At 69.9% G+C, this 17,566-nt stretch carries 15 protein-coding genes; 10 read left to right on the top strand and 5 right to left on the bottom strand.

Annotated elements, in window-relative coordinates:
* Positions 1-158: 158 nt before the first annotated feature.
* The 7 genes from OG905_RS05640 to OG905_RS05670 all read left to right on the top strand — a co-directional run bounded on the left by OG905_RS05640 (position 159) and on the right by OG905_RS05670 (position 8,669).
* The gene (locus OG905_RS05640; protein WP_328666488.1) at positions 159-3,053 is read left to right on the top strand and encodes an ATP-binding protein; all 2,895 of its coding nucleotides are present in this window, start codon (positions 159-161) and stop codon (positions 3,051-3,053) included.
* 268 nt (positions 3,054-3,321) lie between these two features.
* Positions 3,322-3,816, top strand: a complete 495-nt coding sequence (locus OG905_RS05645) for a hypothetical protein (protein WP_328666489.1) — start codon at positions 3,322-3,324, stop codon at positions 3,814-3,816.
* Between the two features lie 181 nt (positions 3,817-3,997).
* Entirely contained in the window at positions 3,998-5,197 is a 1,200-nt protein-coding gene (locus tag OG905_RS05650) for a branched-chain amino acid ABC transporter substrate-binding protein (RefSeq protein ID WP_328666490.1), read from the top strand.
* A 14-nt stretch (positions 5,198-5,211) separates the two neighbouring features.
* Positions 5,212-6,102: a branched-chain amino acid ABC transporter permease gene (locus OG905_RS05655; protein ID WP_328666491.1), complete on the top strand. Its 891-nt coding sequence runs from the start codon at positions 5,212-5,214 to the stop codon at positions 6,100-6,102.
* Positions 6,102-7,151, top strand: coding sequence for a branched-chain amino acid ABC transporter permease (locus OG905_RS05660; RefSeq protein WP_328666492.1), 1,050 nt, complete (start codon positions 6,102-6,104; stop codon positions 7,149-7,151). The genes OG905_RS05655 and OG905_RS05660 overlap by 1 nt, the downstream gene beginning before the upstream one ends.
* Positions 7,148-7,966: an ABC transporter ATP-binding protein gene (locus OG905_RS05665; protein ID WP_328666493.1), complete on the top strand. Its 819-nt coding sequence runs from the start codon at positions 7,148-7,150 to the stop codon at positions 7,964-7,966. The genes OG905_RS05660 and OG905_RS05665 overlap by 4 nt, the downstream gene beginning before the upstream one ends.
* Positions 7,959-8,669 (top strand): ABC transporter ATP-binding protein, encoded by a 711-nt coding sequence (locus OG905_RS05670; protein ID WP_328666494.1) that lies wholly within the window; start codon positions 7,959-7,961, stop codon positions 8,667-8,669. The genes OG905_RS05665 and OG905_RS05670 overlap by 8 nt, the downstream gene beginning before the upstream one ends.
* A 114-nt stretch (positions 8,670-8,783) precedes the next feature.
* On the opposite strand, the gene OG905_RS05675 is transcribed toward OG905_RS05670, so the two are convergent.
* Entirely contained in the window at positions 8,784-9,632 is an 849-nt protein-coding gene (locus OG905_RS05675) for a LysR family transcriptional regulator (protein ID WP_328666495.1), read from the bottom strand.
* A gap of 96 nt (positions 9,633-9,728) precedes the next feature.
* Between OG905_RS05675 and OG905_RS05680 the strand changes: the two genes are divergently transcribed.
* The gene (locus OG905_RS05680; RefSeq protein WP_328666496.1) at positions 9,729-10,460 is read left to right on the top strand and encodes an SDR family NAD(P)-dependent oxidoreductase; all 732 of its coding nucleotides are present in this window, start codon (positions 9,729-9,731) and stop codon (positions 10,458-10,460) included.
* A 231-nt stretch (positions 10,461-10,691) separates the two neighbouring features.
* Positions 10,692-11,654, top strand: a complete 963-nt coding sequence (locus OG905_RS05685; RefSeq protein WP_328666497.1) for an alpha/beta hydrolase family protein — start codon at positions 10,692-10,694, stop codon at positions 11,652-11,654.
* A gap of 230 nt (positions 11,655-11,884) precedes the next feature.
* Here OG905_RS05685 and OG905_RS05690 read toward each other — a convergent pair whose 3' ends face one another.
* Positions 11,885-12,850 (bottom strand): pirin family protein, encoded by a 966-nt coding sequence (locus tag OG905_RS05690; RefSeq protein ID WP_328666498.1) that lies wholly within the window; start codon positions 12,848-12,850, stop codon positions 11,885-11,887.
* Positions 12,851-12,980: 130 nt separating this feature from the next.
* Here OG905_RS05690 and OG905_RS05695 point away from each other — a divergent pair, with 130 nt between their 5' ends.
* Positions 12,981-13,361, top strand: coding sequence for a tetratricopeptide repeat protein (locus OG905_RS05695; protein WP_328666499.1), 381 nt, complete (start codon positions 12,981-12,983; stop codon positions 13,359-13,361).
* Here the strand turns inward: OG905_RS05695 and OG905_RS05700 are convergent.
* The 3 genes from OG905_RS05700 to OG905_RS05710 form a co-directional block, all read right to left on the bottom strand.
* Positions 13,342-14,280 carry an AEC family transporter gene (locus OG905_RS05700; protein ID WP_328666500.1) on the bottom strand — a complete coding sequence of 313 codons (939 nt, stop codon included), beginning with the start codon at positions 14,278-14,280 and terminating at the stop codon, positions 13,342-13,344. The two genes, OG905_RS05695 and OG905_RS05700, sit on opposite strands and share 20 nt — an antisense overlap.
* Before the next feature lie 330 nt (positions 14,281-14,610).
* Positions 14,611-15,822, bottom strand: a complete 1,212-nt coding sequence (locus OG905_RS05705; RefSeq protein ID WP_328666501.1) for a type III PLP-dependent enzyme — start codon at positions 15,820-15,822, stop codon at positions 14,611-14,613.
* Entirely contained in the window at positions 15,819-17,564 is a 1,746-nt protein-coding gene (locus OG905_RS05710; protein WP_328682059.1) for an IucA/IucC family protein, read from the bottom strand. The genes OG905_RS05705 and OG905_RS05710 overlap by 4 nt, the downstream gene beginning before the upstream one ends.
* Positions 17,565-17,566: the final 2 nt, after the last annotated feature.

Raw genomic sequence — 17,566 nt, forward strand, 5'->3', positions numbered from 1 at the left:
GACAGTCTTCTTGGTCAACGAGGCCGCGATCATCCGACGTCGTCCTTTCGCGCTTCGCCGGAGCGGGACTAGCGTGGGGTGTACGAGGTTGCGGGTGTGACTCGGGATGTAACGGGCAGCCACCCGGCCCGTGGCCGTGGTGAACGGCAGGGTGCGTCATGATGGTCGGTCCCGATCCCAGCCCCCGCGCCGCAGGCGGCGGAGGTTTCGCCTTTGTGGGCCGTCGACGGGAGTCCGGCCTGCTGCGGGGCGCCCTGCGGCATCCACCCGCAGTGGTGCTGATCGAGGGAGAGGCTGGGGTCGGCAAGTCCCGCCTGGTCAGCGAGGTGACCGCGGACCTGCTCGGCCAGGGCGGGCGGGTCCTGTACGGATGCTGCCACCCGCTGCGCGAACCTTTTCCCTATGGGCCGGTCATCGACGCCCTGCGTCAGGCCGGCCCCTACCTGCCACCGGCCCCCGAGATGTCCCCGCTGGCCGGCGTCCTGGCGCCGCTGCTGCCGGAACTGACCGACCACTTGCCTCCCGCGCCCGCCGACGTGCAGGAGACCGGGGCCGAGCGCTACCAGCTGGTTCGGGCGGTGCGCGCGGTCCTGGAGGCGTGCGGCACTGCGGTCCTGGTCATCGAGGATCTGCACTGGGTGGACGAAGCCACCCGCGAGCTGCTGCTGCTTCTCGCCCGCGACCTGCCACCGCACCTGGGCCTGGTGCTCACCTACCGGCAGGAAGAGCTGCCGCCGCGCGCACCCGTTCTGGGCGCGGCCTATCGCCGCCCGCCGGGCACCAGCGGCGCGGAGATCCACCTGGCTCCGCTGACCGAATCCGACATCCATGACCTGACAGCTGCCGCCCTGGGCCCGCGCGCCACTCACGCACTGGGCCACATCCTGTTCGAGCGCAGCGCGGGCTTGCCTCTGGTGGTCGAGGAGGACCTGATCACCTTGGGTGAACAGGGATATCGGGGACACCTGAGCGTTGAGGTGGTCGATCCGGTGACCAGGCTCGGCCAGGCGGTGGTGCCTCGAGGACTGCGGGAGGCGGTCACCACACGGGTGCGAGGCCTGGCGGCGCCGGCCGTAGCAGTGGTGGAGGCCGCCGCCGTGCTGGCGGTGCCCACCGCCGAACCCGTGCTGACTCAGGTCGCCGGTCTCGACGCCGAACAGGGCATGGATGCCTTGATGGAGGTGCTGGGCGCCGCGGTGCTGCGCGAGAGTCTGCCGATGCAGTACGGATTCCGCCACGCTCTCGCCCAGCAGGCCGCCTACCAGACCATCCCGGGTCCGCAGCGTCGCCGCCTGCATGAGCAGGCGATCGCGGCCCTGCGCACATTGGACAGTCCCCCGCTGGTGCAGATCGCCCATCACTTCCGTGCCCTGGGCGACCAGGAGGGCTGGCTCACACAGGCCGAGGCAGCCGCCGCTCAGGCGCTCGGGCTGGGTGACCAGGGCACCGCCGCCGCCCTTCTGCACGCCATCCTCGCCGAACCCGGGCTGGATGAGGATGTACGTACCCGCGTAGCGCTGGCCCTCAGCCGCACCGCCACCTACAGCGTCGAGTACACGGCGTCGGTGGCGGTCCTGCAACGAATCCTGTCCGACCCCCAGCTGCCCGCCACCACCCGCGGTGAGATCCGCGTCGGACTCGGTCTCATCCTCACCAGTCAGGCCGGCGACCCGGCAGGCATTCGGGAACTCGAAAACGCCATCGAGGAACTCGGCGAGCATCGGCCCGAGACGGCCGCGCACGCCATGAGTCATATAGCCCTGTTCGCGACGTTCAGAGGGCAGCCCGCCGCGGATGCGCTGGCCTGGATCGAGCGCGCCGAGCGCACTGTGCAGGCCAGCCCCGATGAGGCGGCGCGGGCCACAGTGCACGCCGACAAGGTCGCGGTGCTGGCTCAGATCGGGCATCCGGAGGTGTGGGAGCTGGTCGATCGCCTGCCCCGGGAAGGCAGAGACCTGGCCATTCTGAGGCAGACCGCCAGGGCGCTGTACAACGCGGCCGACGCCGCGCTGGATCTCGGCTACGACGATCGGGTGGGCGCCCTGCTCGAACAGAGCCAGGACCTCGCCCTCCGCACCGGTGTGCCGCATCTTGACGCCACGTGCCGCATTCTGCGCCAGGAACTCAGCTGGTACTCGGGCGCCTGGAGCTACCTGGAGGCCGCCTATGCGTCCTTGTTCGCTCAGATCCCGGACATCCAGATGCTGGAGATCGAGGGATCGCTTGTTCTGGGGGCGCTCGCCGAGGCCCGCGGACAGTGGAGCCAGGCACTCAAGAGGTACACCACCGCGAGAGAGGCGAGTGACTACGCAGTCTGGGGCGCCGATGCGGCCGCCGGTATCGGCCGGGTGAGGCTTGCCCAGGGTGAGCCCGAGACAGCGTGGGCGATCAGCGCCCCGGCAACGGACAGCCTGCGACACAACGGGCCCTGGCTCAGAGCCTCAGCCGTGATTCCGGTCGCCGTCGAGGCCGCCCTGGCCACCGGGCGGCCCGAGTCGGCCACGGAGCTGACCAGGGAGTTCGAGCAGGCAATCGAAGGCCAGGACGCGCCGGCCGCGATCGCCCACCTTCACCTCTGCCTCGGACTGCTTCTGCGCGACGACGACCCGGCCCGGGCTCGCGATCACTTCGACCGTGCTCGCGCCACCTTCCGGGGCATCGGCCGCCCCTACCCCGCAGCCCAGGCCGCCGAACACGCCGCCCGCACCTTGATCCCCACCACGCCCCACCGGGCCGCGCAGGACCTGACAGAGATCGACGAGATCTACAGGCACCTGGGAGCCACCTTCGACGCCGCCCGCTGCCAGCGCACTCTGCGCGACCTCGGCGAAGCCCGCCCCCCGGTCGGACGCCGCGGCTACGGCGAGCAGCTCTCCCCCCGCGAGCAGGAAGTCGCCGGCCTTCTCGCCACCGGCGCCACCAACCGCGACATCGCCCATGCCCTCTTCCTCTCCCCCCGCACCGCGGAACACCACGTGGCCAGCGTCCTCAAGAAACTCGGCGTCACCAGTCGCCACGCCGTCCGCGACGCGCTGACCACCAACAACCCATAGGTCGCCGCGAAATGGCTGATGCGGGTGCCACCGGGCCCCCACCCCTGGCTCCGACCGGTACGGCCGGCGCGCAATAGGCACACCTGGGATCTCTACTACGTAGCGTTCCACTCCGCGGGCGGTACCCCATACCCAGCGATCCGCGCTACGGGCCGCCATCGGTGACCGGACCGTGTTCGTCCGGCCATGGACTTGGCCGCCTTCTCTCCGTCTCCTGGAATCACCGGCCACATACATCCGGGGAAATCCCGTTTTGACTGGAGATCTGATGGCGGAGGAGAAATTCGCGCGCCTCGGCATTACTGAGTCCGGCACGCTCAGGATCGCTGGATACCTTCGGTGTTTTCCCTTCGATGCCTGGGGAATGGAAACGCATCGGATCGCACTTCGCAGCTGTGCCGGAGAACTCGGACTGCCTGAGCCCTCGATCTACCTGGACAACGGCCTTCGCTCCCGAGGGCCGTTGCCGCGCCTGGAAAGGCTTATGGACCAGGTGGCTTGCGGCGTCTACAACGTGCTGCTGATACCCGGGCCGTTCGTCTTCTCCCTGCATGATCCTGAGGCCTCCGCCATCGTCGGACGGATCACTGGCTTCGGCTGTTCGGTGCTGGAACTCCCGCCCCTTCGCGTCCCACGGCACTCCGGACGGGAGCCGCCCGGTTCGATGGCGCCGCCTTCGGCATGCGCTGCCGATGACGCCATGGCCGGCCGGACGACAACGGTCGGGTTCAAGCCATTGACCGATCACCCTGGTGCGATGTGAAATGTCACACGCCACATGGCGCAGGGGCTCATACCCAGAACAGGGATGAGCCGCTTCCTGAGGCGGCTGCCACCACCGTGTCGCCCGCCGACCCATCCCCCAGGTCCTCACACCCGTGACCGATCCACCCCAGGTCCTCCCACCCGACCGTCCGCATTGCCTCGCAGAGGAGCGTCCCCCCGTGAAGAGACCCACCATCCCCGCCCTGCCCTCAACCGCCCGCACCACGTCCCGCGTCGTGGCGCTGACCTCGCTCCTCACGGTGGCCGCGCTGTCCACCACGGGCTGCAACGGACTGGTCGGCGGCAGCTCCGAGGGGGACAACAAGGGCGCCATCGTGCTCGGGATGGACATCCCGATGTCCGGCAGCAGCGCGGACATCGGCCCGTACATGAAGAACGGCGCGCAGCTTGCGATCGACGAGATCAACGCCAAAGGCGGCGTGCTCGGCCGGAAGCTGAAGCTGCAGGTCGAGGATGACGCCTGCGACCCGAAGACCGCGGTCGCGGCGGCCAACAAGCTGGTCGCGGCAGGCACGGTCGTCTCGGTCGGCGGCTATTGCTCGGGCGCCACGCTGCCCACCCTGCCGGTCTTCGGCAAGCAGAGCATCCCCATGATCATTCCGGCGGCCAACTCCACCGAGCTGGTCGCGCAGCAACTCGACCATGTCTTCCTCATCAACGGCACCGGCAGCCAGCAGGCGGTCGCGGCGGTCGAGTGGCTCACCAAGGAGGGGGCCAAGAAGGTCGCCGTCATGGACGACAACACCAGTTACTCCAAGGACATCGCCGACCTCACCTCGGTCAAGCTGGGCGTGGGCGGCGCTCCGGCCAAGGCCGGTGAGGATTCGGTCAACCCCGGTGAGAGCGACTACAGCCCGAATGTCACCAGCGTGCTGAAGTCGAACCCCGACTACATCTACTGGACCGGCTACTACCAGGAGGGCGGCCTGCTGATCCGTCAGTTCCGCCAGGCCGGCTACAAGGGCAAGTTCCTCGTCGGCGACGGCTCGGTCGACGCGAAGCTCGTCGAGATCGCGGGCGCCGCGAACGGCAAGGACGTCTACGCGACCATGACTCAGACCCCCGAAACCACTCCGGGCGCCGAGAGCTGGATCGCCTCCTACAAGAAGAAGTTCGGCTCCGAACCCGGCCCGTACTCGACCCAGTCCTACGACGCCGTGCGGGTCGCGGCCGAGGCCATCAAGAAGGCCGGCAGCACCGACGGTGACAAGATCATCAAGGCGCTCGAGGGCCTGAACGGCTTCGACATCTTCTCCGGCCCGCTGAAGTTCACCGATGAACACACGCTGAGCAACGGCGGATTCGTGATCCTGGGCGTCAGGAACGGCAAGTTCGTCCTGCAGGACTCCCTCAAGTAACCGGAGGGGTTCGCATGGCACAGCTCATCTGGAACGGGTTGTTCGTCGGCTCGTTCTACGCCCTGGTCGCCCTCGGCTACAGCATGGTCTACGGGATCATCAAACTGCTCAATTTCGCCCACGGCGACCTCTACATGCTCGGAGCGTTCTCGGGATTCGCGCTGCTCGGCACGCTCGGCGCCATCCCCGGCGGTTCGCTGGCCGCCCTGTTCGTGGTGCTCGTGCTGACGATGCTGGTGACCGGCCTGAGCGGCGTCGCGCTCGAGCGAGTGGCCTACCGGCCGCTGCGCGGCGCACCGCGGCTGTCGCTGCTCATCACCGCGGTGGGTGCGTCGTTCGCGCTGGAGTACGGGGTCCGCATCATCGCGGGGCCCAACCCGCGGGTGTATCCCGTACGCCTCGACGGCACCGCCGTGTCGGTGCTCGGCGCCAAGATCACTGTTCAGCAGCTCGTCCTCATGGTGGTCGCCGTCGCTCTCATGGTGACGCTCAACGCGCTCGTCATGCGCAGTCGCCAGGGCCGGGCGATGCGCGCCATCGCGCTGGACCCGAAAGGCTGTCTGATGATGGGCATCGACGTCGATGCGGTCATCTCCCGTACGTTCTTCATCGGTTCGGCCCTTGCCGGAGCGGCCGGAGTCATGGCGGGCGCCTACTACGGGAAGATCGACTTCCTGATGGGCTTCATCATCGGGCTCAAGGCGTTCACCGCGGCTGTCATCGGCGGCATCGGCAACCTGAAGGGCACGATGCTCGGCGGCCTCGTCCTCGGTCTGCTGGAGTCCTTCAGCACCGACTGGTTCGGAGGCGAATGGCGCGACGTGTTCGCCTTCGGGTTCCTCATCCTCTTCCTGACCGTGCGGCCCACCGGCCTGCTCGGCGCGCGTGTGACGGAGCGAGTTTAGTGACAGCCGTACAGAACCAGTCCCCACCGGTCAAGCTGAGGGGCCACCGCGGCCCCTCGGTCATCACGCGGCTGCTCGAAAGCCGCAGGCTCGGCTGGGCCGGGCTCGCGATCGGCCTGCTGGCCCCGTTCTTGACCGCCACCCCCTACGCCCTGAACGTGATGACCAGCGCGGCGATCTTCGTGATGCTCGCCGTCGGTCTGAACATCGTCGTCGGCTACTGCGGCCTGCTCGACCTCGGTTTCGCCGCCTTCCTCGCCGTCGGCGCGTACACCGGCGGCATCCTCGCGACGCGGCTGAACGTCCCGCTGCTGGCCACCGTGCCGGTCGTCGTTGTGGTGACGGTGGTGGCCGGAGTGGTGATCGGAGGCCCGACGCTACGGCTGCGCAGCGACTATCTGGCGATCGTCACCCTCGGCTTCGGGGAGATCATCCGGATCGTCGCGAACAACCTGGACATCACCGGCGGCCCTTCGGGGATCTACGGCATACCAGGGCTGCTCGGCGACACGCTCTTTGATCCGGTCGTCTTCTACTACACGACCGTGGTGATCGTCTCGGTCGCGGTGCTGTTCGCCGCGCGGCTCGGCCGCTCCCGTATCGGCCGTGCCTGGCGGTTCGTCCGGGAGGACGAGGACGCCGCCGAAGCCAGCGGAGTCAATACGTACCGGGTCAAGCTGGCGGCCTATGTCGCGGGCGCGGTCTGGGGAGGTCTCTCGGGCGTCCTGTTCTCCGCCCAGCTGTCGGCGGTCTCCCCGGCCAGCTTCACCTTCCTGCAGTCCGCCCTCGTCCTGATGGCGGTCGTGCTCGGTGGCATGGGCTCCACCCGCGGTGTCGTGGTCGGCGCCGTCGTCATCAGCCTGCTCCCCGAACTGCTGCGGGACTTGGCGGACTACCGGTTCTTCGTGTTCGGCATGCTCCTCATCGTCGTCATGCTGCTCCGCCCCCAGGGCCTGTGGCCGCACCGCGCACGCGACCCGGACGAGACGGCGGCCCGCAGCACACCCGGCGTACCCGCGACCGCCCTGTCCGCGAAGGAAGACAAATGATGCTCGAAGTCTATGATTTGCGGCTGGCCTTCGGAGGGGTCCGCGCTGTCGACGGCCTCACCTTCTCGGTCGGCGAGAACGAGATCGTCTCGGTCATCGGCCCCAATGGTGCGGGGAAGACGTCCGCGTTCAACTGCGTCAGCGGGTTCTACAAGCCGACCGGGGGCACCGTCCGGCTGGCCGGTCAGGATGTGACGGGCCGGCGCCCGTCGGCGATCGCCGCCTGTGGCCTCGCTCGTACCTTCCAGAACCTGAGGCTGTTCGGCGAGCTGTCGGTGCTGGACAACGTACGGGCGGGCACCCATCTCTGGCTGAAGCAGAGAGCCGTCGACGCGTTGTTGCACACCCCCCGCTACCGTCGCAGCGAGAGCGAGGCCACCGACGAGGCCCACAAGTGGCTCGACTTCGTCGAGCTGCGCGGCGACCGTGCCGGTCTCGTCCGTAACCTGCCGTACGGCGAGCAGCGCCGCGTGGAGATCGCCCGCGCCCTCGCCCGGCGGCCGAAGCTGCTGCTGCTCGACGAGCCGGCCGCGGGGCTCAACCACGGCGAGAAGGCCGAACTGCTCACCCTGATCCGCCGGATCCAGGAACTGGGCATGGCGATTGCGCTGATCGAACACGACATGGGCCTGGTCATGGAGGTGTCCGAGCGGGTGGTTGTCCTGAACTTCGGCAAGGAGATCGCGGACGGCCGTCCGGACGACGTGCGACGCAACCCGGCAGTCATCGAGGCCTACCTCGGCCGGGATGCCGACGACGACGAGGTCCACGCCGCTCGCACGGAACTCGTGGGGGACGGAGCGCAGCATGCTTGAGATCAGCGGCCTCGAAGTCAGCTACGGAGGAGTGCAGGCGCTGCGCGGGCTCGACCTCACCGTCGGCGAAGGGGAGACCGTCGCCCTGCTCGGCAACAACGGCGCCGGCAAGACCACGACGCTGTCCGCCGTGTCAGGACTGGTCAAACCCGCTGCGGGCCGGATCGTGCACGAGGGCGAGGACATCACCAGGACGGCTCCGCCGAAGATCGTCGCACGCGGGGTGGTGCACGTCCCCGAGGGGCGGCGGATCTTCAGCACGCTGACGGTGCACGAGAACCTGCTGATCGGCGGTTATCTGGTGCGCGACGGCGCAGAACTGGCCCGACGGGTCGACGAGGTGTACGAACTGCTGCCCCGGCTGGCCGAACGGCGGACCCAGCACGGCGGGACGCTGTCCGGCGGCGAGCAGCAGATGCTCGCCATGGGCAGGGCCCTCGTCGCCCGCCCCCGCCTGCTGATGCTCGACGAACCGTCGATGGGCCTGGCCCCGCTCATGGTCGCCGCCGTGATGGAGGTGATCAAGGACATCAACCGTGGAGGCACCGCCGTGCTCCTCGTCGAACAGAACGCCAACGGGGCGCTGAAAATCGCGCACCGTGCCTATGTGATCGAGAACGGTGAAACGGTACTGGAGGGGACGGCGGCCGAACTGTCCGCCGACCCCCGCGTCGCCGAGGCATATCTGGGCGGGGTTTCGTGACCGGTGACGAGCGGCTCGGACACGTCAGGTCCGAACTCCGCCCGCTCGACTCAGGCCCGTGGTCGTCGAGTTGGTCGCGGTCGTCGACGGCCTGTTGGTCATCACCGCGGGGAGCTAGAGACGTGTCGCGGTCCGGATGAGGTCGGCGACGGCTCTGGACCGGCTGTGCGGTGGCCAGGCGATCACGGTGGTGACTGTCGGCGCGTCCAGCACGGACACGGCGGCGAGGTCACCGTGCAGTTGGGCTCGGCTCGACTCCGGTGAGATCGCGCAAGCCCGGCCGAGCGCGATCAGCTGTAGCAACTGCGTGTGGTCGCGGACCTGCGGGCCGGGGCCGGGCGGGTAGGTGCCGCCGCGGTCGGGCCAGCGTGGCAGGGGCAGGCCTGGCAGCGCGGTGATGTCGGCCATGTGCACGTGGGCCCGGCCGGCGAGCGGATGCCCGGCCGGCAGAATCACAACCTGGCTCTCCGTGCTGAGCTCTTCGGTGTCGAACCCGGCCGTCGAGTCGAACGGCCGGTGCAGCAGCGCCACATCGGCCCGGCCCTCGCGCAGGTGTCGTTCCTGCTCGCCCGGTCCGCACAGGGTGACGTCGACGGGGACCGCGCCGGGTTCGGCGGCGTAGGCGTCGAGCAGTTTCGCCAGCAGTTCGCTGGACGCGCCGGCTTTCGTGACCAGGACCAGGCCGGGACGGCCGGTCGCGGCGAGGGCGGCACGGCGGGTACGGCGGTCGGCCGCGTCGACCGCGTCCAGGGCCGCCCGGCCCTCGGCCAACAGCACGGAGCCGGCCTCGGTCAGCGTGACGGTGCGGCTGCTCCGGTCCAGCAGCGCTGCCCCGAGCCGACGTTCGAGCTGCTGGATCGCCCGGGACAAAGGCGGCTGTGCGATCCCGAGCCGCTGCGCGGCGCGCCCGAAGTGCAGTTCCTCAGCGACGGCGACGAAGTATCGCAGTTCCCGGGTCTCCACGCAGCCATCGTATCCCCGGATCGATACCTGGGAGGTATCGCTGCCCACCTGATCGGTGTTGGACCCCTCGCCAGGGTCCCAGCCAGCATTGTCCCTATGAGTGAACGAACGATTGCGCTGGTCACCGGCGCGAACAAGGGAATCGGGTACGAGATCGCGGCGGGCCTGGGCGCCCTCGGCTGGAGCGTCGGCGTCGGCGCTCGCGACGATCAGCGCCGTACGGCCGCGGTAGAGAAGCTGCGCGCAGCCGGCGTCGACGCGTTCGGTGTACCGCTGGACGTGACCGACGACGCGAGCGCGACCGCCGCCGCCCGGCTGATCGAGGAGCAGGCCGGGCGCCTCGACGTGCTCGTCAACAACGCCGCCATCACCGGTGGCATGCCGCAGGAGCCCACCCGGGTCGACCCCGCCACCATCCGGACGGTCGTGGAGACCAACGTCATCGGCGTCATCCGCGTCACCAACGCGATGATGCCGCTGCTGCGCCACTCGGCCTCGCCGCGGATAGTGAACATGTCCAGCAGTGTCGGCTCCCTCACCCGGCAGTCAGGAACCGCTGCTGAGCAGACGACGGGTCCGGTGGCCGTGGCGTACGCGCCGTCGAAGACGTTCCTGAACGCCGTCACCCTTCAGTACGCCCGGGAGTTGAGCGGCACGAACATCCTGATCAACGCCGGCTGCCCCGGATACGTCGCGACCGACCTCAACGGCTTCCGCGGCGTGCGCACCCCCGGACAGGGCGCGGCGATCGCCATCAAACTCGCGACCTTGCCCGACGACGGCCCGACCGGCCAGTTCTTCGCGGACGCCGGCGTAGTGCCCTGGTGATGTGCGCCCGGCGGTCGTCCCCCGCCGGGTGAGGCGGCTTCGCCCGAGCGTCTCGAACAGGTTCATCGACCGTGGCGGCCGTCCCGGCCAACGCTTCGGCGCCCGGGGCAACATTCCGCACCGCTCCGGAGGAACACTCCGGTCGGCCAGGCCGAAACCGGGTGTTCCCGCCCGCATCCCCGCCGTCGGCCCCTGTGAGCCGACGGCATGCCCCTGAAGAGGATCAACATCATGAGCGAGTCGACTCCCGATGACGTCGTCAACGCACCCACTCCTTACCTCTCGTTCAGTCCGGTGGTGCTGTCAGCTCCCGGCCGAGCCGTGGACCTGCAGGTCAAGGTTTCCGCGCCCGCGACCGGAACCGAACTGCCGATCATCTTGCTCTCGCACGGCCATGGCAGCTCGAACCACCTCTCCTCGCTGAACGGTTACGCCCCGCTCGCCGACTTCTGGGCAGCGCACGGCTTCGTCGTGATCCAGCCCACCCATCTGAGTTCGAAGACGCTGACCCGCAGCGTTGATCCCGGCGATCCCGAGGCGCCGCTGTTCTGGCGCACGCGGGCTCAGGACATGACACGGATCCTCGACCAGCTCGACGTGATCGAAGCCACCGTCCCGCAACTGCAAGGGCGCCTGGACCGCGGCAAAGTCGCCGTGGTCGGGCACTCGTTGGGCGGGCAGACCGCGAGCATGCTGCTGGGTGCGCGGCTGACCGATCCCCATGACGGAACGGAAGTGAACCTGGCCGATCCCCGGATCAAGGCGGGTGTGCTGCTCGCCGCGCCCGGCCGAGGCGGCGATGCCCTCAGCGAGGCCGCGGCCAAGAACTTTCCGTTCTTCTCGACCATGGACTTCTCCACGATGGCCGCACCTGCGCTCGTGGTCGCCGGCGACAAGGACGTCTCGCCTCACCTGACGGTTCAAGGCTGGGAATGGCACGCTGACCCTCATCACCTCGCTCCCGGCCCCAAGTCCCTGCTCACCCTGTTCGACGCCGGGCACATGCTCGGCGGAATCTCCGGATATGACGCCGCCGAGACCACGGACGAGAACCCCGAGCGGGTGACCGCGATCCAGCAGCTGACCTGGGCCTACCTGCGCACCCAGCTCTGTCCCGCGGATTCCGCCTGGCATGCAGCGTGTGACGCGCTGGCCGCCGGCGACAACTCACTCGGCCGGGTCGACTCCAAGTAGGCCCCGCGAAACCCATCGGTCCGTCGGACCAGCGGCATGAGCAGCACCGTGCAGACGCCACCCCGGGCATCCTCCGGCATGGGTGTCCCGTCCGTCAGTGCGGCTCGGCATCGAGTCAATACATCTATCGCTCAGGCTATTTGGGCCACAACTGCCTGGAGACTGTTGTGCACATCGCGACAGCCTGGCGGCTGCTCGCCGAGCAGTGCGCGCTGGATGCATCGACCAGGTCAGCGCACCCGTCCCCGCGGTTTCAGGGCCACCGGCGGCAGTTCGGGAGCGGCCAGCGGACCGCCGTCGTAGCCCTTCACCTCGCCGAAGCGGGAGCCGGTCATCCAGTCCGAGCGGGCCTGCTCGATCTCCTCGTGCGAACGGCCCACGAAATTCCACCACATGACGATCTCTTCCTCGAACGGCTCGCCGCCGAGGAGCATCAGACCGGCGTCGGATTCGGCACGCAGCGGGAGTTCGGTGCGGCCGCAGCCCAGGTAGAGCATCGAGCCGGGCAGTACGGGTACGCCGTCGACATGGGCCTCGCCCGACATGGCGAGTACGGCGTACTCGAAGTCGGGCACCAGCGGCAGGTTCAGTTCCGCGCCGCGCGTGAGCGCCAGGTCGGCGCCGACGAGCGGGGTGTACGTGGTGCCGGGCGAGGCGGCGCCCGCCAGTTCGCCGAGGATGACCGTGGCGCTCAGGCCGGGCGCGGTGACCGTCGGCAGGTCGGTGTGGTGCTGGAAGTGCGGCTCGACGTTCCGCTGCCCGTCGGGCAGCGCGACCCAGAGCTGGGCTCCGTGCAGGAAGCGGGCGTGCGGCTTGGGGCTCTCCTCGGAGTGGCTGATCGCGCGGCCCGAGGTCATCAGGCCGAGTTCGCGCGGCCGGATGGTGGCGAGGCTGCCGGTGCTGTCGCGGTGCAGCACCTCCCCGTCGTGGAGCCAGCTGACGGTCTGGAGGCCCATGTGCGGGTGGGGCGGGACCTGCATGCCGGGCTCGTCGGCGATGTCGTCGGGCCCGTAGTGGTCGACGAAGGCCCAGGCGCCGACCATCCGGCGCCCCAGGTTGGGCAGGAGCCGGCGGACCACGGTGGACTCGCCGAGCTGGACCCGGCGGGGGCTGAGGAGTTCACGGACGGGCTCGGCGACGACAAAGCCACGACCGCCGCAGACGGAGAGGGCGGCCTGACGATCGAGATTGCTCATGGGGCTCAACCTATTCCTGTTCGGGCGCGAGCCGTCAGTCCCCACGCCCACCTGATAGTGGAATGTTCAACCATCTCTCCGTGTTGAGCTCCATGCAAGCAGCAGACCGGGACTCCGAGGAGGAGAGCACATGAACGAGACGTACTGCGAGTTCGGCACCGCCGCCGAGCGGTGGGACCGGGCGCAGCTGTTCTTCGACGCCAAGCAGTACGTCACGGCCGCCCGCATTCTCGGTGGTCTGGTCACCGAGGCGCCGGAGCTGATCGGGCCGCGGCTGCTGCTCGCCCGTGCCTACTACCACTCGGCGCGGCTGCGCCTGGCCGAGGCCGAGCTGCGCGCCGTCCTGGAGCTCAGCCCCGTGGAGCACTACGCGCGCCTCATGCTCGGCCGCACGCTGGAGCGCCAGGGGCGGCCCGAGGACGCCGCGCCGCATCTGCGGATGGCCGCGGCGATGTCCTCTGAGCCTTCGCCGTCGGTCCCACCGGCAGAGGTCAGGCCAGCAGCCAGGTGATGAGCGAGAGTGAGCCCATCGACAGCAGCGTGGACAGCAGGACGGTGTCCCTGGCCAGATCCGTGTTCAGCCGGTATTCGGAGGCGAAGATGAAGGCGTTCTGCGCCGTCGGCAGGCCGGCGCAGAGCACCACGGCGAACAGTTCGTGCCCGCCGAGACCGAAGCCCCAGCGTGCGAGCGCGTAGGCGAGCAGCGGCTGGACGGCGATCTTGAGGGCCACCAGCACCCGGCGCTCCGCGCGGCCCGCGGCGTCGGGACGCTCCGCACGCGCGTTCAGCGACATACCGAGGGCGAAGAGCGCCGCGGGCACGGCCGCGCCGCCGAGCATCTGGACCGGAGCGGTCAGCTCGGCGGGCAGCCGCCAGCCCGCGGCTGCGACCGTCACCCCGGCGGCTGACGCCGCGATGATGGGGTTGCGCAGCGGAAGCTTCAGGATCCGGCCCCAGCGGTCGCGCGCTCCGCGCCGTACGTCCAGATCTATGAGGACCAGGATCAGGGGCGTGATGAACAGCGTCTGGAACAGCGCGGCCGCGATCACGAACGAGGCGTCGTCGAGGACATGGACGGCTATGGGGATGCCCAGATTGGCGGAGTTGACGTAGGCCCCGGCCATGGCGCCTATCGCCCGGTCGGCCTGACGGCGGCGGAAGACCCACCGCCCCAGCAGCAGTCCCACCACGAACACGATGACGAGGCTGGCCGCGAACACCGCGACGCCGGGACTGGCCAGCTTCGCCACCCGTGACCTGGACAGCGTGAGGAAGAGCAGCGCGGGCATGGCGAACGCGAAGGCGAACCGTCCCAGCACGCTCTGCGCCTGAGTGCCGAGCACATTGAACCTGCCCGCCGCCCAACCGACGGCGGTGATCGCCCATATGGGCAGGAAGCCGGAGAGCACGGTCACCCGGCCAGCATGCATGACGGCGATCATCGCGCCGCGGCCGCCCCCGAGGGCGCGAGGGGGTGTCGTTTGGATCAGGCCGGATCAGTGAGCGGGGTCTGGTGCGTGCGATCGCAGGCCGGAGGATGGGGGTCCCCCCGCCGAAGGCAGGGGGAGAGCCGACGCGGAGCGTCGGCGACTGACGCAACGCAGCATGGGGGCACCTCCCGTGCCCGAAGGGCTACGGGGGTGGGGGCCCCTCCCACGCCGAAGGCTGTGGGGGAGCGTGCCAGGACACGCGAACCCGGCAAGATCCAAACGACACCCCCTAGGTACACGCCCCGGGGCAGCGGGAGTTGGGCCGGGTGTTCACCGTCGGGCGCCCAGGAAGTGGAAGCCCGGCCGGGGGTGCATCAGGAAGTCATGGTGCGAGATGTTCCACGCGTACGCCCCGGCCAGCGCGAACACCACACGGTCCCCCGCCCGTAGACCCGTCGCCGGGACCCGGCGGGCCAGGACGTCCTTGGGTGTGCACAGCTGGCCTGCCAGGGTGACCAGGCGCTGCCGGGCCACGGGCCGCGGCCATGAGTGCGGCCACTCGTCGACCGGAAGGACCACGCAGGGCTGGTCGTGGCCCTTGGTGGCCGGGGTGCGCAGATGGTGCGTGCCGCCGCGGACGACGGCGAACTCCTCGCCGTGGCTGGGCTTCACGTCCAGGACCTCGGTGGCGTACCAGCCGCAGTAGGCGGTCAGCGAGCGGCCCGGCTCGATGCGCAGTGTCAGACCGGGGTGAGCGGCGGTGATGCGGGCGAGGCCGGCGCCGTAGGCGGGCCAGTCGAAGCGGGCTGCGGGGGCGGCGTAGTCGACGGTCATGCCGCCACCGACGTTCACCTCGTGCAGGTCGATGGTGTGGCGGGCGGCGAGGCTCGCCGCCCAGGTCACGATGGACTCGGCGGCGGCTAGCTGGCGGGCGGCGTCGAGTCCGCTGGCCAGGTGGGCGTGGATGCCGAGGAGTTGAAGGTGCGGGTAGGTGCCGTCGGTCAGGAGGCGGACGGCGGCGTCCGCCTGGGCGGGGTCGAGGCCGAACGGCGTCGGGCGGCCTCCCATGGACAGGGCGCTGGCCTCCAGTGATCCGTCGGCCAGCGGAAGGTTGAAGCGCAGCAGTACGCCGACGGGCGCGGCACAAGCCCGCAGCAGGGCCAGATCCGCCAGCATCCTGAGCTCGTGGAGGCTCTCGACATGGAAGCGCTCCACGCCGAGGTCCAGCGCCGCGGTGATCTCGGCGGGGGTCTTGCCGGGGCCGCCGAAGGCCAGCGGACGCTCCGGGACAATTTTTGCGACGTGGCCGAGTTCGCCGCCCGACGAGACCTCGTAGCCGTCCACGTACGGGGCGAGCGCGGCCAGGATCTCCGGTTCCGGGTTGGCCTTGGCGGCGTAGTATAGCTCGACGCGGTCGGGCAGCACCGAGCGGACGGACGCGGCGTGCCTGCGCAGCGCGCGGAGGTCGTACAGATAGGCGGGCAGGGACTGGGCCGGGAGCGACAGGGCACGCTCGCGCACCGGCGGTGTGAGGACGGTCATCGGGCGCTCCAGACATCATTGGTGCGGGTCACCCCGGAGAGCACGTCCCGGGGAAGCGCGTCGTCGCTGAAGGGGGACGGCAGGCGCACATAGCCCGCGTCACGGTCGGCCGTGCGCTCCCAGCGGGTGAGCAGGTTGGCCTTGGCCGGCAGCGGCGCTCCGGCCAGCAGGGCGGCGAGCCGGGGCGGGCGGCCGTGCTCGTCCGCGTACTCCTCAAGCGCCCGCCGGACCAGGGACCACAGCGCCGCCTCGGTCTCCGGGTGGAGATCGGCGAGCGCGGCGAGCATGTCGGACACATGGTTCACGACGAGGCAGTAGACCACCCGGTCCCAGCCGCGTTCGGCGTCGTACGTCAGCGGGCTCGCGACCTCCGGCGGCAGCCCGGCCAGGCCCTCGGCGTGGTGCCCGGCGATCAGCTTGGTGCCTTCCAGGTCCCGGAACAGGACGCGGGCGGGTCTGCCGTCGGCGTCGACGCAGACGATGACGTTCTGCAGATGTGGTTCGAGGACCAGGCCGTGGTCGAAGTAGGCGGCGAGGACGGGCGGAACGAGCAGCGCGAGGTACGTCCGCCACCAGCTCAGGGCGCTTGCGGGGTCCGAGCCGGCCAGCAGCCGGGAGATGTGGGCGGGCCCCGTGGGGTACTCGTCTGCGACGGCGGCGGCAAGGAGCGGGGTGGTGCCGGGCCGCAGATGGCAGGCGAGGCCCTCGCGCACGATGACGCCGAAGCCTTCGAGGAGTGCGAGATCGGCCCGCCCGTCCGGGCCGGGGAGTGCGAGGCTGCGATAGGCGGGTTCGCGGAGGATGCCGCTGCCGGGGAAACGAGCCGCCAGGTCGGCGAGGACCGGTCCGAGCAGGCCGGTGAGGGCGACTGCGCCCGCCAGCTCGTAACTGGCGTTCTTGCGCACGCAGTTGGTGATGCGCACATTGAGGCTGAACTTCAGGAAGGTGTCGCCGTCGTAGAGCGTGCGGACGGACGCTGTCGCGGCGAACAGGGTCCGGGACGAGCCCAGGTCGAGCACGTCGCCCCGGGCCAGGGCGGCCCGCAACGACGGGTGTTCGTGGAGCAGTTCGTACTGCCAGGGGTGCGCGGGCAGCAGCCGGTAGCCCGCGGGGACCGTGTGCAGCCGGTCCAGCGGGTCGGTCGCACCGGGCTCGGCCCACTCCTGGACGGTCAGCTCCTCCCGCACGGCGAGCAGCCGGAGCGGGAAGGCTGCCGCGGCCTCGGGGGCGTACGCGGACCAGAGGGCGGGATCGCCGCTGCGGGCCTTGGGGGTGGGGTGGAAGCGGTGGCCAAGCGTGAGGGACTGCTCGGATGCCAGATAGGCCGACAGCGGACTCCCGTCCAGCCGCGGACGCGGCGCGGCCAGGGCGGCGCCGACTCCCTGGTGGCTCGCGTCGACCTGGGCCAGGAATTCGTCGTTGCGCGCGCCGGTCCTGATCGAGAGCTCGGCATCGGTGTACTGGGCGAGGCGGCGCCAGCCGAACTCGGACCAGCCGCTGCCGGTCTGTTCGGCGACCGGGCCGCTGAAGCGGTGCGCTCCGATGAGGGACGTGCGGCGCAGGGCGACCCTCAGCAGCACCCCGAGCTGTGGCAGACGCAGCAGCAGATGGCCGTCGATGACGGCGGTCTCGTGCTCGGGACCGGAGACCTCGCGGAGCAGACAGTTGAGGAGGGTGTGGGCGACGGCCTCGTCCGCGGTGGGAAGCCCGGCCGGGACCGCGGAACGGCCGGGGGCCGACACCA

It is taken from the genome of Streptomyces sp. NBC_00322 (genome assembly GCF_036147535.1).
Taxonomy (GTDB): domain Bacteria; phylum Actinomycetota; class Actinomycetes; order Streptomycetales; family Streptomycetaceae; genus Streptomyces.

Excerpts from the sequence above, each read along its gene's own strand:
- OG905_RS05640 (WP_328666488.1), top strand. The coding sequence starts at position 159 with ATGATGGTCGGTCCCGATCCCAGCCCCCGCGCCGCAGGCGGCGGAGGT.
- OG905_RS05645 (WP_328666489.1), top strand. The coding sequence starts at position 3,322 with ATGGCGGAGGAGAAATTCGCGCGCCTCGGCATTACTGAGTCCGGCACG.
- OG905_RS05655 (WP_328666491.1), top strand. The coding sequence starts at position 5,212 with ATGGCACAGCTCATCTGGAACGGGTTGTTCGTCGGCTCGTTCTACGCC.
- OG905_RS05665 (WP_328666493.1), top strand. The coding sequence starts at position 7,148 with ATGATGCTCGAAGTCTATGATTTGCGGCTGGCCTTCGGAGGGGTCCGC.
- OG905_RS05670 (WP_328666494.1), top strand. The coding sequence starts at position 7,959 with ATGCTTGAGATCAGCGGCCTCGAAGTCAGCTACGGAGGAGTGCAGGCG.
- OG905_RS05680 (WP_328666496.1), top strand. The coding sequence starts at position 9,729 with ATGAGTGAACGAACGATTGCGCTGGTCACCGGCGCGAACAAGGGAATC.
- OG905_RS05685 (WP_328666497.1), top strand. The coding sequence starts at position 10,692 with ATGAGCGAGTCGACTCCCGATGACGTCGTCAACGCACCCACTCCTTAC.
- OG905_RS05690 (WP_328666498.1), bottom strand. The coding sequence starts at position 12,850 with ATGAGCAATCTCGATCGTCAGGCCGCCCTCTCCGTCTGCGGCGGTCGT.
- OG905_RS05695 (WP_328666499.1), top strand. The coding sequence starts at position 12,981 with ATGAACGAGACGTACTGCGAGTTCGGCACCGCCGCCGAGCGGTGGGAC.
- OG905_RS05700 (WP_328666500.1), bottom strand. The coding sequence starts at position 14,280 with ATGCATGCTGGCCGGGTGACCGTGCTCTCCGGCTTCCTGCCCATATGG.
- OG905_RS05705 (WP_328666501.1), bottom strand. The coding sequence starts at position 15,822 with ATGACCGTCCTCACACCGCCGGTGCGCGAGCGTGCCCTGTCGCTCCCG.